The organism is Conyzicola lurida, assembly GCF_014204935.1.
Classification (GTDB): domain Bacteria; phylum Actinomycetota; class Actinomycetes; order Actinomycetales; family Microbacteriaceae; genus Conyzicola; species Conyzicola lurida.
The window spans coordinates 548,484-563,436 of the sequence record NZ_JACHMJ010000001.1 but is presented as its reverse complement, the minus strand read 5'-3'; the positions used below and the strand labels follow the sequence as shown (position 1 = coordinate 563,436).

At 69.8% G+C, this 14,953-nt stretch carries 14 protein-coding genes; 6 read left to right on the top strand and 8 right to left on the bottom strand.

The window, feature by feature from the left end; translation table 11 throughout:
- Positions 1-48: 48 nt before the first annotated feature.
- From HD599_RS02750 to HD599_RS02735, 4 genes are all read left to right on the top strand, one after another.
- Positions 49-1,341: an O-acetylhomoserine aminocarboxypropyltransferase/cysteine synthase family protein gene (locus HD599_RS02750; protein ID WP_184233433.1), complete on the top strand. Its 1,293-nt coding sequence runs from the start codon at positions 49-51 to the stop codon at positions 1,339-1,341.
- On the top strand, positions 1,342-1,923 hold the full coding sequence (locus tag HD599_RS02745) for a CoA-binding protein (RefSeq protein WP_184233431.1): 582 nt from the start codon (positions 1,342-1,344) through the stop codon (positions 1,921-1,923).
- Positions 1,924-2,024: 101 nt separating this feature from the next.
- A complete protein-coding gene (locus HD599_RS02740; protein WP_184233429.1) occupies positions 2,025-2,639 on the top strand; it encodes a hypothetical protein in 615 nt (204 codons plus the stop codon).
- A 9-nt stretch (positions 2,640-2,648) separates the two neighbouring features.
- Positions 2,649-3,527: a sulfurtransferase gene (locus HD599_RS02735; protein ID WP_184233427.1), complete on the top strand. Its 879-nt coding sequence runs from the start codon at positions 2,649-2,651 to the stop codon at positions 3,525-3,527.
- 7 nt (positions 3,528-3,534) lie between these two features.
- On the opposite strand, the gene HD599_RS02730 is transcribed toward HD599_RS02735, so the two are convergent.
- A complete protein-coding gene (locus HD599_RS02730; RefSeq protein ID WP_184233425.1) occupies positions 3,535-5,418 on the bottom strand; it encodes a thioredoxin domain-containing protein in 1,884 nt (627 codons plus the stop codon).
- A gap of 22 nt (positions 5,419-5,440) precedes the next feature.
- On the opposite strand from HD599_RS02730, the gene HD599_RS02725 reads away from it, so the two are divergent.
- Complete coding sequence (locus tag HD599_RS02725; RefSeq protein ID WP_184233423.1) at positions 5,441-6,196, top strand: MBL fold metallo-hydrolase; 756 nt, start codon at positions 5,441-5,443, stop codon at positions 6,194-6,196.
- A 48-nt stretch (positions 6,197-6,244) separates the two neighbouring features.
- Here the strand turns inward: HD599_RS02725 and HD599_RS02720 are convergent, their stop codons facing one another.
- From HD599_RS02720 to HD599_RS02690, 7 genes are all read right to left on the bottom strand, one after another.
- Entirely contained in the window at positions 6,245-6,904 is a 660-nt protein-coding gene (locus HD599_RS02720; RefSeq protein ID WP_184233421.1) for a methionine ABC transporter permease, read from the bottom strand.
- Complete coding sequence (locus HD599_RS02715; RefSeq protein ID WP_184233419.1) at positions 6,904-7,932, bottom strand: methionine ABC transporter ATP-binding protein; 1,029 nt, start codon at positions 7,930-7,932, stop codon at positions 6,904-6,906. Before HD599_RS02715 ends, HD599_RS02720 begins: the two co-directional genes overlap by 1 nt.
- A gap of 97 nt (positions 7,933-8,029) precedes the next feature.
- Positions 8,030-8,971, bottom strand: a complete 942-nt coding sequence (locus tag HD599_RS02710) for a MetQ/NlpA family ABC transporter substrate-binding protein (protein ID WP_184233417.1) — start codon at positions 8,969-8,971, stop codon at positions 8,030-8,032.
- 114 nt (positions 8,972-9,085) lie between these two features.
- A complete protein-coding gene (locus HD599_RS02705) occupies positions 9,086-10,210 on the bottom strand; it encodes a bifunctional 2-methylcitrate synthase/citrate synthase (RefSeq protein ID WP_184233415.1) in 1,125 nt (374 codons plus the stop codon).
- A gap of 33 nt (positions 10,211-10,243) precedes the next feature.
- Positions 10,244-11,152, bottom strand: coding sequence for a methylisocitrate lyase (prpB, locus tag HD599_RS02700; protein WP_184233413.1), 909 nt, complete (start codon positions 11,150-11,152; stop codon positions 10,244-10,246).
- A gap of 80 nt (positions 11,153-11,232) precedes the next feature.
- Entirely contained in the window at positions 11,233-12,753 is a 1,521-nt protein-coding gene (locus tag HD599_RS02695) for an MmgE/PrpD family protein (RefSeq protein WP_184233411.1), read from the bottom strand.
- Positions 12,750-13,397, bottom strand: a complete 648-nt coding sequence (locus tag HD599_RS02690) for a GntR family transcriptional regulator (protein WP_184233410.1) — start codon at positions 13,395-13,397, stop codon at positions 12,750-12,752. The genes HD599_RS02695 and HD599_RS02690 overlap by 4 nt, the downstream gene beginning before the upstream one ends.
- A 120-nt stretch (positions 13,398-13,517) precedes the next feature.
- Here HD599_RS02690 and HD599_RS02685 point away from each other — a divergent pair, with 120 nt between their 5' ends.
- Positions 13,518-14,906, top strand: coding sequence for an FAD-binding oxidoreductase (locus HD599_RS02685; protein WP_184233409.1), 1,389 nt, complete (start codon positions 13,518-13,520; stop codon positions 14,904-14,906).
- Positions 14,907-14,953: the final 47 nt, after the last annotated feature.

Genomic DNA, 14,953 nt, shown 5'->3' with positions numbered 1-14,953 from the left:
GTTACGCGGCCGTCCGTCGCCTCAGGGTCGCTCGGCTAGCGTGAACGCATGGCTGATCGCGAATACGGATTTAGAACACGGGCAATTCACGCGGGTAACATCCCCGACGCCGTCACCGGCGCACGTGCCCTCCCCATCTACCAGACGAGCGCGTTCGTCTTCGATGACACCTCGGATGCCGCGGCCAGATTCGCCCTCCAGAAATACGGCAACATCTACTCCCGTCTCGGTAACCCCACCGTCGCCGCGTTCGAAGAGCGGGTCGCGTCCCTCGAGGGCGGACTCGGCGCCGTCGCCACGGCGAGCGGTCTGAGCGCGCAGTTCATCACCTTCGCGTCGCTCGCCGGCGCGGGCGACCACATCGTCGCCTCCGCCAACCTCTACGGCGGATCGATCACCCAGCTCGACGTCACGCTGCGCCGCTTCGGTGTGGAGACCACCTTCGTGCACTCCTCCGACGCCGCCGACTACGCGGCCGCGATCACCCCGAAGACCAAGCTGATCTTCGCCGAGATCGTCGCCAACCCGTCGGGCGAGATCGCCGACATCGAGGGCCTCGCCGACGTGGCCCACGCGCACAACATCCCGCTCATCGTCGACTCGACGATCGCGACCCCCTACCTCAGCCGTCCGATCGAGTGGGGCGCCGACGTCGTCGTGCACTCCGCCACCAAGTTCCTCGGCGGAGCGGGCACCACGCTCGGCGGCGTCGTCGTCGAGAGCGGCCGCTTCCACTGGGCCAACGAGCACTTCCCGCTGTTCGACCAGCCGGTCCCCTCCTATGGCGGGCTCAACTGGCACGGCAACTTCGGCGAGTACGCGTTCCTCACCCGCCTGCGCGCCGAGCAGCTGCGCGACATCGGCCCCGCGCTCTCCCCGCACTCCGCCTGGCTCCTCGCCCAGGGCGTCGAGACGCTGCCGTTCCGCCTGCAGGCGCACGTCGACAACGCGCGCATCGTCGCCGAGTGGCTCGACGCGGACCCGCGCATCGAGTTCGTCAACTGGGCCGGCCTGCCCGCGCACCCGCACCACGAGCGCGCGAACAAGTACCTGCCGAAGGGCCCCGGCTCGGTGTTCAGCTTCGGCGTCGCCGGCGGCCGCGCTGTCGGCCAGAAGTTCATCGAGTCGGTCGACCTCGCGAGCCACCTCGCGAACATCGGCGACGCGAAGACCCTCGTCATCCATCCGGCATCCACGACCCACGCCCAGCTCACCGAGCAGCAGCTCGGCGAAGCGGGCGTGCTGCCCGGCCTGGTTCGTATTAGCGTGGGAATCGAAGACCCGGACGACATCATCTACGACCTCGACCAGGCTCTGAACGCCGCAACGGAAGGCAAGTAAATGAGCACCGCCACAGTGGAAGACACGGTCACCACCCAGCTCTCGAACGGGCTCTCCTGCGAGCTGCCCGCCAGCTCCCCGCTCGCGAAGCTGCTGAAGTCGCAGCGCACCTGGGTCGGACCGAGCGCCAAGGAACGCCTGAAGATCCTGCGCGCCGCGAAGTCGATCGCGATCGTCGGCGCCTCGCCGAACGCGACCCGCTCGAGCTACTTCGTCGGCACCTACCTGCTGCAGTCGAGCGACTACCGCGTGTACTTCGTCAACCCGAACGCCACCGAGATCCTCGGCCAGAAGGCCTACCCCGACCTCGCCTCGCTGCCCGAGGTGCCCGACATCGTCGACGTGTTCCGTAAGGGAAGCGACATCCCGTCTGTCATCGACGACGTGCTCGCGGTCGGGGCGAAGACGGTCTGGGTGCAGCTCGGCATCTGGAACCAGGACGCCGCGATCTACGGCGAGAGCAAGGGCCTGACCGTCGTGATGGACCGCTGCCTCAAAGTCGAGCACGCCCGCTTCCACGGCGGACTGCACCTGCTCGGCTTCGACACCGGCGTGATCACCTCGCGCAAGACGGTGCGCTAGCCGGCGGGCCGCCCCGCTGCAACCAGCGCAGAAGTGTCAGAGATGGCCCCATCCCCGCCGGGATGGGGCCATCTCTGACATCGGGGCCCTAGCATGGCGGCATGTTCCCGCGCCGCATCGTCCTGCTCTGTCTCGCCGTGGCGATCCCGCCGCTCGTTCTCGCGGCGGTCGGTGTCACGCACCCGACCGATCTCGACGCGTCATCCGCCCGGTACTGGCGTGATCTGCACATCGGCATCCTCGCGGTGTTCCCGCTGCTCGGCTTCGCGCCCTGGCTGCTCGTGCGCGGGCACGCCGCGTGGCTCAGCTGGCTCGTCGGCACGCTGGCGTTCGTCTACGCCGCGTTCTACTCCGCGCTCGACATCCTCGCGGGCATCGGCGCCGGCGCGCTCACCCACGAGGGGCACGAGGGCATGGGCACGATGTTCCGGTTCGGCGACGGGCTCGGGATGATCGGCAGCGTCGCTTTCGTGCTGGCCTGCGCCGTGGCCGTCGGATTCGCCGTGACGCGGCTGGGTCTGCGCGGGGTGCCCGGCGCGCTGCTCGTGCTGGTCGGCGCGGTGTTGTTCCTGGGCAACCACATCTTCTTCCCGGTCGGCGTGATCGGCCAGCTCTGCCTCGCCGCGGGGTGGGTCGTGCTCGTCGTGCAGACCGGCGGCGGCGCCGCGTTACGGCAGGTTGCGGCCGGCCGCGCGGAGGCCGGGGCATCGAAGTAGCGTGAAGCCATGACTTCTCCCGGCCCGCTGCTCTCTTCACCCGTCGTCAGCACCCAGTGGCTGGCCGACCACCTCGGCAGCGAGAACCTCGTGGTTCTCGACGCGACGGCGTTGCCGTATCTGGCGCCGGGCGGGCACGCGGGCTACCTGAGCGGGCACGAGGAGTACCTCGTCACCGGGCACATCCCCGGCGCCGTCTTCGCCGACGCGCTCGAGGACTTCGCCGATCCGAACGGCCCGTACCCGTTCACCCGCCCCGACGCCGCCCGGTTCGCCGCGGCCGCTTCCGCGCTCGGCATCACCAACGACACGACCGTCGTCGCCTACGACGCGGTCGTCGGGCAGTGGGCCGCCCGCATCTGGTGGCTGTTCCGCTCGTTCGGCTACGACAACGTCGCGGTGCTCGACGGCGGCCTCACGAGCTGGAAGCTCGACGGACGCGAGCTCGAGGTCGGCCACGTGCAACCCGCCGTCGGCGGATTCACCGTGACCGCCGAGCGCCCCGAGCTCTGGGCAGACAAAGCCGAGGTCGAGGCGATCGTCGCGCAGGACGGCCCGCTGCTCTGCGCACTGCCGCCCAAGGAGTTCACCGGCGAGGACGGCCACCGCTCGCGGCTCGGCCACATCCCCGGCAGCCTCAGCATCCCCGCCGGCCGCATCGTCGACCGCGACACCAAGGCGTTGCTGCCCCTCGAGACGCTGCGCACGACCTTCGCGCCGCTGCTCGAACTCGACCGCGTCGTCACCTACTGCGCGGGCGGCATCGCCTCGTCGTCCGACGCGCTCGCCCTCACCCTGCTGGGCCACACCGACGTGGCGATCTTCGACGGCTCGCTCAACGAGTGGGTCGCCGACCCCGAGGCTCCCGTGGTGGTCACGGCGGCGTAGTCCCCGCCTACGGCAGGGTTGCCAAGAGGGATGCCGCATCCGTGACGGGCAACGCGCAGACGAAGTCGCGGCAGAGGTAGGCGGTCGCGAGACCGTCGCGGCTCACCCGGCCCTCGAACAGCTCGAACCCCGCGTCGGCGAATACGAGCGCCTGCTCCGCCGTCACGACGCCGACCACGGCACCCGACCGCTGCCAGGCACGGGCGACCGATGCCACGTCCTCCCCGTCGTGCGACCGCGTACCGGTCACGACGACGAGCTGGCTCGACTCCGCGCCGAGCGCGCTCATCACGCCGAGCGCGGCGCCGAACGCGATCGGACGCTGCACCGCGAGCGGGGCGAACCCCGCCATGGCGTCGGTCGCGGCGGCGAGGTAGCGGGGGTCGGCGGTGAGCGAGTACAGGCGCTGCGCGGCGGCGGCCATGGCGCTGATCCCGCTCGGGTAGGCGCCCTCGCTCGGGTCGCTCGCGAGGGCGAGTCCGTGGGCGGCGAGCACGGGGTCGGCGCCTCCGGGGACGGTGAAGGCGGTCCCTGAGCCTGTCGAAGGGCCGGGCGCTTCGACTAGCTCAGCGACCGAGGTGAGCGCCGCGTCGATCAGCGCGCGCCCCTCGACCGCGTAGCGGGCCTCCCCCGTCGCCAGCGCGAGCTCGAGCAGCGCGCCCGCGAACATGCCGTAGTCCTCGAGCGTCGCGCGCGCGGCCGAGACGGTGCCGTCGATCGAGGCGCGCACGAGCCGGTCGGGCAGCACGTGGTTCTCGAGCAGGTAGTCGGCGGCGCGGCGGGCGGCGGCGACCCACTCGGGGCGGTCGAGCCGGTTGCCCGCGGCGGCGAGTGCCTCGATCGCGAGACCGTTCCAGCCGGTGAGGATCTTGCGGTCGAGGGCCGGCGGCGCCTGCGCCGCGCGGTCGTCGACGTCGAGCGCGTAGTACCCGCCCTCGACCCGCACACCGTCGACGGTGCTCTCGCTGTCCTGCGCGGAGGCGAAACCGCCGCCCTCCTGCTGCATGACCGAGATGAGGAACGAGGCGATGCCCTCGGCCACGTCGTGACGCCCCACGCGCGAGTACGCGCCGAGCAGCAGCGCGTTGTCGTAGAGCATGCGTTCGTAGTGCGGGTCGCTCCAGTCGCGCATGGTCGAGTAGCGGAAGAAGCCACCCTCGATGCGGTCGCGCAGCGGTGAGTCGGCCATCGCCGCGAGGGTGCGTTCGCCGAGGGCCTGCGCCGCGGCATCCCCCACACTGCCCCGGTCGAGGAGGAGGTCGACGACCGTGGCGACCGGGAACTTGGGGGCGCCGCCGAAGCCGCCGAACTCGGTGTCCTCGTAATGCAGCAGTTCCGCGACGATCGCGTCGAACTCGGCCGCGCCCGGCAGCGGTCCGGGTTCGCGGTCGCCGAGCGCCCGCAGCGCGCCGGCGATGTGGGCGGCGTTGCCCTCGGCCTCGGCGCGGCGATGGGTCCACGCGTCGTTCACGGCCTCGAGCACCTGGCGGAACGCGGGGTGCGGGGCGACAGGCTGCGGAGGGAAGTAGGTGCCGGCGTAAAACGTCTCGCCGCCGGGTGTGACGAACACGTTGAGCGGCCAGCCGAGGTTGGACGTGAAGGCGCTGGCGGCGGCGAGGTAGCTCGCGTCGACGTCGGGATACTCCTCGCGGTCGACCTTGATCGCGACGAAGTTGTCATTCAGGTACGACGCGAGCACGGGGTCGCTGAAACTTTCGCGCGCCATCACGTGGCACCAGTGGCAGGTGGAGTAGCCGATCGACACGAGCACGGGCACCTCGCGGCGGCGGGCCTCGTCGAATGCCTCGGTCCCCCACTCGAACCAGTCCACCGGGTTGTCGGCGTGCGATCGGAGGTACGGACTCACAGCGGACGCTAGTCGATTGGCCATGCCTAAAGCGTAGGCTCGCTGTGTGCCTACGACAGCCATTACCTACATCGGTGGACCCACGGCGATTATCGAGTATGGGGGTCTCACGATCGTGACCGACCCCACGTTCGACCCTCCCGGCGTCTACTCCGAGCCGGGCAGCTCGACGCTCGTCAAGACCGTCGGTCCCGCTGTCGAGCGGGCGGATCTGCCCGCGGTCGACCTGATCCTGCTGTCGCACCACGCCCATCGCGACAACCTCGACTACGAGGGCCTCGAGCTCATCGCCACCGGCGTGCGCACGCTCAGCACGATGCAGGCCGCGAGCGCGCTCTTCGGCGGCTCGGTCGAGGGGCTCGACTCGTGGGAGGAGGTCGCGATCGGCGGAGTCACGGTCACCGCCGTGCCCGCGTTGCACGGCCCTCCCGGCAGCGAGCCGCTCGTCGGGCCGGTGACCGGCTTCGTGCTCGAGGCCGTGGGGCACCCGCGGGTCTACGTCAGCGGCGACAACGCGTCGCTCGCCCTGGTCGAGCAGATCGCCGACCACTTCGGCGGCGTCGACATCGCCGTGTTGTTCGCGGGTGCCGCCCGCGTGCCACGCATCGAGGGCGCGCTGACCCTGACATCGACGGATGCCGCGGCCGCGGCATCCACTCTGCAGGCCACCCGCGTGGTCGGCCTGCACACCGAGCACTGGGAGCATTTCAGCGAAACCCGGGAGCAGCTCGAGCGGGCGTTCGAGGGCAGCGGGCTGCTGGTGGAGACGCCGCCCGGGGTCAGGGTGATCCTCGCGGGTTGAGCCTGTCGAAACCCGGGGTTCCGATAAGCCCAACCCGCTGCGAAGGATCTACCGCCGCATCACCCGGCGCCCCAGCCAGTTGCCGAGCAGCTGCGCGGCCTGGATCAGCACGATGATGATGACCACCGCGGCCCAGGTCACCCACGGGTTGAACAGCCGGTAGCCGTACTGGATCGCGAAGTTGCCGAGCCCGCCGCCGCCGATGAGGCCGGCGACCGCCGACATGTCGGTGACCGCGACGAAGATGAACGTGTAGCCGAGGATCAGCGGCCCGAGCGCCTCCGGCAGCAGGATCGTGCCGATGATGCGGAACGGTCCCGCACCCACCGAACGTGCCGCCTCGATCACGCCGGGCTGCACGGTGAGCAGGTTCTGCTCCACGATGCGGCTGATCGCGAACGTCGCCGCGAGGGCGAGTCCGAAGGTCAGCGCGTTGTTGCCGATACCGGTGCCGACGACGACACGGGCCAGCGGTTGCACGGCGGCGATGAAGATGATGAACGGGATCGGCCGGAACGTGTTGACGATGAAGTTCAACACCCCGAAGACCCACTTGTTCTCGAGGATGCTCCCCCGCCGCGTCACGTAGAGCCCGAGGCCGAGCACGAGGCCGGCGAACCCGCCGGCGAGCATGGCGATACCGACGATGTACAGAGTCTCGCCGAAGGCGACCCACAGGTCGGGCAGCAGTTCGATCAGGCGGTCCATCACTTCACCTCCGTCACGGTCGCGACCTCGGCGATGCGCGCGAGCGCCCCGTCGATGCTGGCGTCGTCGCCGGTGAGGGCGAGCGTCAGGTGGCCGAACGTCTTGGCCTGCACCTCGTTGATGCCGCCGTAGATCAGCTCGAAGCCGACCTCGGCGTCGCCGAGGGTGAGGAACACCGCCGACTGGGCGGTACTCCCGTCGGCGAACGAGAAGGTGACGATGCGGCCCGGATGACGCAGCCGCAGTGCATCGAGCGAATCCCCCTCCGGCACCGACGTCACGATCGTGGAGACGAACCTCTTCGTCGCCTCCGCGACGGGCGCGGAGAAGATGTCGAAGACATCCCCCCGCTCGACGATGCGGCCCTTCTCCATCACGGCGACCTTGTGGGCGATCGAGCGAATCACTTCCATCTCGTGGGTGATCACGACGATCGTGATGCCGAACTCCTCGTTGACACGCTTGAGCAGGGTGAGCACCTCGCGGGTGGTCTCCGGATCGAGAGCGCTCGTCGCTTCGTCGGCGAGCAGGATGGCGGGAGAGGTGGCGAGTGCCCGCGCGATGCCGACGCGCTGCTTCTGTCCGCCGGAGAGCTGGTCGGGGTACGCGTGGGCGTGCTCGACGAGGCCGACGAAGTGCAGCAGTTCGGAGATGCGCGCCTGGTGCTGCTCCTTCGGGACGCCGGCCACCGTGAGCGGGTACTCGATGTTGCCCCACACGGTGCGCGAGTTGAAGAGGTTGAACTGCTGGAAGACCATGCCGATGCCGAGCCGCACGCTGCGCAGGGCGGACTCGCGCAGGGCGCTCACCTCGACGCCGTCGACGACGACGCTGCCGGAGGTCGGTTTCTCGAGGGCGTTGATGAGCCGCACGAGCGTCGACTTGCCGGCGCCCGAGTAGCCGATGATGCCGTAGATGTCGCCCTTCTCGATGTCGAGGCTGACGCCGTCGAGAGCGGCGAGCGGGGTTTCCGCCTTGCTCCGGGCGGGGAACACCTTCGTGACGTCGGTGATCTGGATGATGGACATGGGTGGTGTTCGCCTGTTCGTCGTTAACGGCCGCGGCGGGATGCCGGCAGCGGTGTGGCTGCCGGCATCCCGACCGGGTGTGCTGCTGTGGAGCGGGTTACTGTGCTGCCGCGTAGTCGTCCTGCACGCTGGCCAGCGATTCTTCGAGCTCGCTCACCGGGGTCTGGACGAGCTCGGCGGTTCCGCCCGAGACCTCGACGACACCGTCGGTGACGGCCGTCGTGTTCTGGAAGATGTCGACCAGCTTGAGCAGGGTCTCGTTGTCCTTGTCCTCCGCGCGGGCGGCGAAGATGTTGATGTACGGCTGCGCGCTCGGGTCGGTCGGGTCGTCGGTGGCGATCGCGTCGTCGAAGCTCAGGCCGGCGTCCTCGACGAAGTCGTTGTTGATGATCGCGGCGGCGACGTCGGGGAGCGAGGTGGGCGTGAGGGCTGCCTCGAGCGTGATGACCTCGACCTTGGAGGTGTCGAGTACGTCGTCGACCGTGGAGAAGGGGCTGCCGCCGTCTTCGAGCTCGACCAGGCCGGCGGCCTGCAGCACGAGGAGGCCGCGGGCGAGGTTGCTCGCGTCGCTCGGGATGGCGACGGTCTCGCCCTCTTCGATGTCGTCGACCGAGGTGTACTTGGTCGAGTAGAGCGACAGCGGGTAGATCGCGGTCGCACCGATGGGCGCGAGGTCCTCGTCGGCGGAGACGTTGTACTGCGCCAGGTAGATGATGTGCTGGAACTGGTTGAGGTCGAGGTCACCCTCGGTCAACGCGGGGTTCGGCTGCGCATAGTCGGTGAAGTCGCTGATGTCGACGAAAATGCCCTCTTCTTCGGCGGCGTCCTTGAAGACGTCCCAGTAGGGGTCGCTCGCGCCGACGACGCCGAGCTTGACGGGGTCGCTCTCGGAGCCGAGGCCCGAGGAGTTGCTGTTCGAACCGACGGCGACGGAGATGGCGACGACGATCGCGGCGACGACGAGGACGGCGATCACGATGACGGCGATCAGTCGGCCGCGCTTCTTGGGCGCGGCGACGAGGGGTGTCTGGTTAGACATGGGTGGTTCCTTAAGAGTCAGATAGTGCTGCTGTGTGCTCTCAAGGGTGCCAAGTCTGGTGCGCGGGCGCTCGTTTGTTCCGTTGCGTTACGCACGGAGGGGATTTCGACGAGCTCAATCCGCGACGGACGTGATGTGCCGTTCCTCCGCCCCCACGTACTCGCTCAGCGGACGGATCAGCGAGTTCGCCTCGAGCTGCTCCATGATGTGCGCTGTCCAGCCGGTGACGCGCGCGGCCACGAAGAGCGGCGTGAAGGTGAGGGTGTCGAACCCCATCAGGTGGTAGGCGGGGCCGCTCGGGTAGTCGAGGTTGGGCTTGATGTTCTTGCGCTCCCCCATCGCCGCCTCGAGGGTTTCGTAGAGGTGGCCGAGCTCGGGGCTGTCGTACTCCGCGACGAGCGTGTCGAGCGCCGCCTTCATGGTCGGCACCCGCGAGTCGCCGTTCTTGTACACACGGTGACCGAATCCCATGACCTTGCGCTTCTCGGCGAGCGCCGTGTCGAGCCACGCGACGGCGCGGTCGGCCGTGCCGATCTCGTCGAACACGTGCATCACGGCCTCGTTCGCGCCGCCGTGCAGCGCGCCCTTGAGCGCGCCGACCGCGCCGGTCACCGCGGAATACAGGTCCGCGAGGGTCGAGGTGATCACACGGGCGGTGAACGTCGACGCGTTGAACGAGTGCTCGGCGTAGAGGATCATCGACACGTCGAACGCGTTCACCACGACGAGGTCGGGCACGTCGCCGAACGTCATGTGCAGGAAGTTCGCCGAGTAGCCGAGGTCGTCCCGCGGCTCGACGAGGTGTTCCCCACGGCGGCGACGCTGGTCATAGGCCACGATCGCCGGCAGCTGGGCGAACAGGGCGATCGATTTACGCAGGTTGTCCGCGGGTGTCGACACACCGGCATCCGGGTCGCTCGCCCCGATGACGCTCACCGCCGTGCGTACGACGTCCATGGGGTGCGCGGTCAGCGGAAGGTCGTCGATGACCCGTTTGACCGTGGGGCCCAGCGCGCGCTGCGAGCGCTCCAGTGTCTCGAACTCGGCGAGCTGTTCGGGGGTCGGCAGGTCGCCGTTCCAGAGCAGGTATGCCACCTCTTCGAAGGTGCACTTCTCGGCGAGCTCCTGCACGGGGTAGCCGCGGTAGAGCAGCGAGTTGGTCTCGGGGTTGACCTTGGAGATGGCGGTCGTGTCGACGACGACGCCGGCCAGGCCCTTGCGGATTTCTGTGTCGCTCATGGTGCTCCCTCGCTCCGTGCTCGTCGTCTAAAGCTAGCCGCGATTGCCGTCGAGGGTGAAGTTGAAAACTCCGTCGTCGAACGAGCCGTAACTCTGGTAGTCGAGCAGCTCGTAGAGGCGGGCGCGGGTCTGCATCTCGGGTACGCGGCTCTCGAGGCTGCCCTCGGCGAGGATCGTGTCGAGCCCGCGTTCGGCGGCACCCATCGCGAGGCGCAGCAGGCTCACCGGATAGATCACGATGTTGACGCCCACGTCGGCGAGCTGCCGGTTGGTGAAGAGCTCGCTCTTGCCGAACTCCGTCATGTTGGCGAGGATCGGCACGTCGACCGCGGCCCGCACCGCCTCGAACTCGGTCAGGTCGACCATCGCTTCCGGGAAGATGGCGTCGGCTCCGGCATCCACCAGGGCCTTGGCCCTGTCGATGGCCGAGTCGAGGCCGTCGAGGGCACGGATGTCGGTCCGTGCCATGATCAGCAGGTTGGGGTCGCGGCGGGCGGCAACCGCGGCACGGATGCGTTTGATCGCGGTGTCGGCGTCGACCACGGCCTTGCCGTCGAGGTGGCCGCAGCGCTTCGGATTGACCTGGTCCTCGATGTGCAGTCCCGCGACGCCGGCGTCTTCGAGCTGCTGCACGGTGCGGGCGACGTTCATCGGTTCGCCGAAACCGGTGTCCGCGTCGACGAGCGTCGGCAGGTCGGTCATGCGCGAGATCTGGGCGGCGCGGCCGGCGACCTCGGTGAGCGTGGTGAGCCCGATGTCGGGCAGTCCCAGGTCGGCGCTGATCACGGCGCCGGAGATGTAGACACCCTCGAAGCCCTTCTCGCCGATGAGGCGCGCGGAGAGCGGGTTGAACGCGCCGGGGAAGCGCAGCAGCTCGCCGCTCGCGAGGGCGGCGCGCAGGGCGGCGCGCTTGTCGGCGGGGGTGACGGAGGTGTAGAGCATGGGGTGTCCTTTCGGGGTGTCCGGGGGTTGAGCCTGTCGAAACCTGATGGCGGTTTCGACCGGCTCAACCCGCGTGACGGTTAGAAGAGGCCGCGGGGGCCGACGGGCAGGCCGGCGACGGTGACGGTGAGGCCGCCGAGCTCCTCGGCGGTGAGCTCGGGCAGGCGCTGCACGAGCGCGAGGAAGCGCTCGATCTCGGCGTCGTCGAGCACACCCTCGGCGAGCGCGCGGAACTTGGCGACGTACTGCTCCCGGGCGAACGGCCGGGCCCCGAGGGGGTGCGCGTCGGCGACGGCGATCTCCTCGACGATGCGGGTGCCGTCGGCGAGCTCGATCTCGACGCGTCCGCCGAACGCCTTCTCGGCGGGGTCGATGGAGTGGTAGCGGCGCGTCCACTCGGCGTCCTCGCGCGTGGTGACCTTGTTCCACAGCTCGACGGTGTCGGGGCGGGCGGCGCGCTCGGGAGCGTACGAGCGCTCGTGGTGCCACTCGCCGTCCTGCAGCGCGACGGTGAAGATGTACGGGATCGAGTGGTCGAGCGTCTCCCGGCTCGCGGTGGGGTCGTACTTCTGCGGGTCGTTCGCACCCGAGCCGATGACGTAGTGGGTGTGGTGGCTGGTGTGCAGCACGGCCGCCACGACGTTCGCCGGATCGCGCAGGGCGGGGTATGTCGCACCCAGCGCGCGGGCCAGGTCGATCCACGCCTGCGCCTGGTACTCGGCCGAGTGCTCCTTGGTGTAGCTGTCGAGGATGGCGCGCTTGGCCTCACCGCGCTCGGGCAGGGGCACCTCGTACCGGGCCTCCGTGCCGCCGAGCAGCCAGGCGATGACGCCGTCTTCGCCCTCGTAGATCGGGGTCGGGCTGGTCTGTCCGCGCATGGCACGGTCGACCGCCTCGATCGCCATCTTGCCGGCGAACGCGGGGGCGTGCGCCTTCCAGGTCGAGATCTCGCCCTTGCGCGACTGGCGGGTGGCGGTCGTGGTGTGCAGCGCCTGGCCGACGGCCTGGAAGATCGTCTCCACGGGCAGGCCCAGCAGGGTTCCAATGCCGGCGGCGGCGCTCGGGCCGAGGTGGGCGACGTGGTCGATCTTGTGCGCGTGCAGGCTGATCGCCTTCACCAGGTCGATCTGGATCTCGTAGCCCGTCGCGATGGCCGCGACCAGCTCGGCGCCGGTGCTGCCCCGGTGCTGCGCGACCGCAAGGATCGGCGGGATGTTGTCGCCCGGGTGCGAGTACTCGGCGGCGAGGAAGGTGTCGTGGTAGTCGAGTTCGCGCACGGCGACGCCGTTGGCCCACGCCGCCCACTCGGGCTGGAAGCGGCCGTCGACGCCGAAGACGGTGGAGCCGCCGGGGGTTTCGACAGGCTCAACCCGCTGGTGCGGGCGGTCCTGCGCCTGCGCTCGCGCCGCCACCGCGGGCGCGCGGGTGAGGCTCGCCGTGGCGACCGCCGCGTTGTCGATGATGCGGTTGATGATCATGTCGGTGACCTCGGGGGTGACCGTGACGGGGTCGGCGGCGACCTCCGCGATCTTCCAGGCCAGCTGCTGCTCGCGGGGCAGGTTCTCGTCGCTCGCGTAGACGCGCACGGGGTGGAGCTTCATCGGGGGTTCCTTTCGATCGAGCCGAGGATGTTCTTGAGGCTGCGGTGCAGGTGCAGCTGGGTGGCGTGGGCGGCGAGTGACTCCGAACCGTCGACGATCGCGTCGACGATCATGAGGTGCTCGCGGGCGGCTTCGCGCAGCCGCCCGGGGTCGTCGTGCGAGAGGCGGCGGATGCGGGCGACGTGCGTGCGCACCCCCGCGAGCGTGGAGACGAGGAACGGGTTCTGCACGGCGTCGTCGATCGCGGCGTCGAGGCGCGCGACGAGCGCGTAGTACTCGTGCCGTGCCGGATCGTCGCGCTCGAGCAGCTCGTTCGCCCCGAGCAGGTCCTGCCGCAGCGCCTCGAAGACCGCCGGGTCGCGGCGGCGGGCGGCGAGCCGGGCCGCCTGTTCCTCGAGCGCGGCCCGGACCTCGAAGAGCTCGCCGATGCGGGCGATCGACACCTCGGTGACGACGACACCGCGCCCGGCGTGCGACGAGACCAGGCCGTCGGCGGTCAGCCGGGAGAGCGCCTCGCGCAGCGGTGTGCGGGAGACCCCGAGCCGCGCGGCCTGTTCGACCTCGGCGAGCACGACGCCCGGCGCGAGCACGCCGTCGAGGATCTCCTCGCGCAGCACGGAGTAGGCCCGGTCGCTGGCACGCATAGGACCCCCTCCGTCGTGGATGTATACACAGACTAGCCACTTCGGCTATGTGACGTCAGAATCGGGGCCCGGTGTATGCACGAGGGCGAGCGCGGATGCCGGGTGTAGTTTTTTGCTGTCATGACTTCCACCACCACGCTCCCCCTCGCCGACGATCTCGGCCGCCTCGTCGATCCCTCCCGGGTGCTCACCGACGCCGCCGCGCTCGCCGCCTACAGCCACGACGATGCGGAATGGGCGCCCTTCACGGCCCCTCTCGCGGTCGTGCTCGTCCGCTCTACCGAGGAAGCGTCATCCGTCGTCGCCTTTGCCGCCGGAGCGGGGATCCGTGTCGTGCCGCGCGGGGCGGGTACCGGACTCTCGGGCGGCGCCAACAGCGTCGCCAACTGCATCGTGCTGTCGCTCGAGCTGATGACCGCGATCGTCGAGGTCAACGTCGACGAACGGTACGTCGTGGTCGAGCCCGGCGTCATCAACAACGACCTGCGCGAAGCGGTCGCCCAGCACGGCCTCTGGTACCCGCCGGACCCGGCCAGCTTCCGCATCTCGACCATCGGCGGCAACGCGGCGACCAACGCGGGCGGCATCGCCTGCGTGAAGTACGGCGTCACCCGCGATTACGTGCTCGGGATGACGGTGGTGCTGGCCGACGGCTCCGTGGTCGAACTCGGCCGCCGCACCGCGAAGGGTGTGACGGGGTACGACCTCACGGCGTTGATGGTGGGCTCGGAGGGAACGCTCGGCGTCATCACGCGGCTCACCCTCTCGCTGCTGCCGCTCGACGGGCGTGAAGAACGGGCGATCATCGGCTACTTCCCCTCGCTGACGTCGGCGGGCGAGGCGGTCGCGGCCGTGTCGCGCGCGGGAATCGTGCCCGCGGCCCTCGAACTGATCGACAGCACCTGCCTGCGCGCGGTCGACGACTGGCAGGGCCTCGGCCTCCCCCACGGCGCCGACACCCTGCTGCTGGCGAAGGTCGACGAGCGCGGGTCCACGGGCGACGAGCTCGCCGACACGCTCGCCGCGATCTTCGAGGCGGCCGGCGGAACGGGAGTCGAGAGGGCGACGGATGCGGCCGAGGTCGAGCGGCTGTTCCTCGCCCGCCGGCTCGCCTACCCGGCCCTCGAGCGTCTCGGCCCAGTGCTCACCGAGGACATCTGCGTGCCGCGGTCCGCGGTTCCCGAGATGCTGGCGCGCATCCAGGCCACGGCCGCACTCCACGATGTGGTCATCGCGAACATCGCCCACGCGGGCGACGGCAACCTGCACCCGCTCATCATCGTCGCGGAGGGCGACGATGCGGCCCGGGCCCGGGCGAAGCTCGCGTTCGACAGCATCGTCGACGACTGCCGCGCCCTTGGGGGCACCGTTACGGGCGAGCACGGCGTCGGCCTGCTCAGGCTCGACGGCGCCCGCGCGGAACTCGGCGAGCGCGTGCTCGCGATGCACACCTCGATCAAGACGGCGCTCGACCCCGCGGGAACGCTGAACCCGGGAAAGGGCTTCTAGCCCGAGGCGGGTTGAGCCTGTCGACACCCGGACACAAGGTTTTCGAC

Coding starts and splice junctions, on each gene's coding strand:
- HD599_RS02750 (WP_184233433.1), top strand. CDS start 49: ATGGCTGATCGCGAATACGGATTTAGAACACGGGCAATTCACGCGGGT.
- HD599_RS02745 (WP_184233431.1), top strand. CDS start 1,342: ATGAGCACCGCCACAGTGGAAGACACGGTCACCACCCAGCTCTCGAAC.
- HD599_RS02740 (WP_184233429.1), top strand. CDS start 2,025: ATGTTCCCGCGCCGCATCGTCCTGCTCTGTCTCGCCGTGGCGATCCCG.
- HD599_RS02735 (WP_184233427.1), top strand. CDS start 2,649: ATGACTTCTCCCGGCCCGCTGCTCTCTTCACCCGTCGTCAGCACCCAG.
- HD599_RS02730 (WP_184233425.1), bottom strand. CDS start 5,418: ATGGCCAATCGACTAGCGTCCGCTGTGAGTCCGTACCTCCGATCGCAC.
- HD599_RS02720 (WP_184233421.1), bottom strand. CDS start 6,904: ATGGACCGCCTGATCGAACTGCTGCCCGACCTGTGGGTCGCCTTCGGC.
- HD599_RS02715 (WP_184233419.1), bottom strand. CDS start 7,932: ATGTCCATCATCCAGATCACCGACGTCACGAAGGTGTTCCCCGCCCGG.
- HD599_RS02710 (WP_184233417.1), bottom strand. CDS start 8,971: ATGTCTAACCAGACACCCCTCGTCGCCGCGCCCAAGAAGCGCGGCCGA.
- HD599_RS02705 (WP_184233415.1), bottom strand. CDS start 10,210: ATGAGCGACACAGAAATCCGCAAGGGCCTGGCCGGCGTCGTCGTCGAC.
- prpB (WP_184233413.1), bottom strand. CDS start 11,152: ATGCTCTACACCTCCGTCACCCCCGCCGACAAGCGCGCCGCCCTGCGC.
- HD599_RS02695 (WP_184233411.1), bottom strand. CDS start 12,753: ATGAAGCTCCACCCCGTGCGCGTCTACGCGAGCGACGAGAACCTGCCC.
- HD599_RS02690 (WP_184233410.1), bottom strand. CDS start 13,397: ATGCGTGCCAGCGACCGGGCCTACTCCGTGCTGCGCGAGGAGATCCTC.
- HD599_RS02685 (WP_184233409.1), top strand. CDS start 13,518: ATGACTTCCACCACCACGCTCCCCCTCGCCGACGATCTCGGCCGCCTC.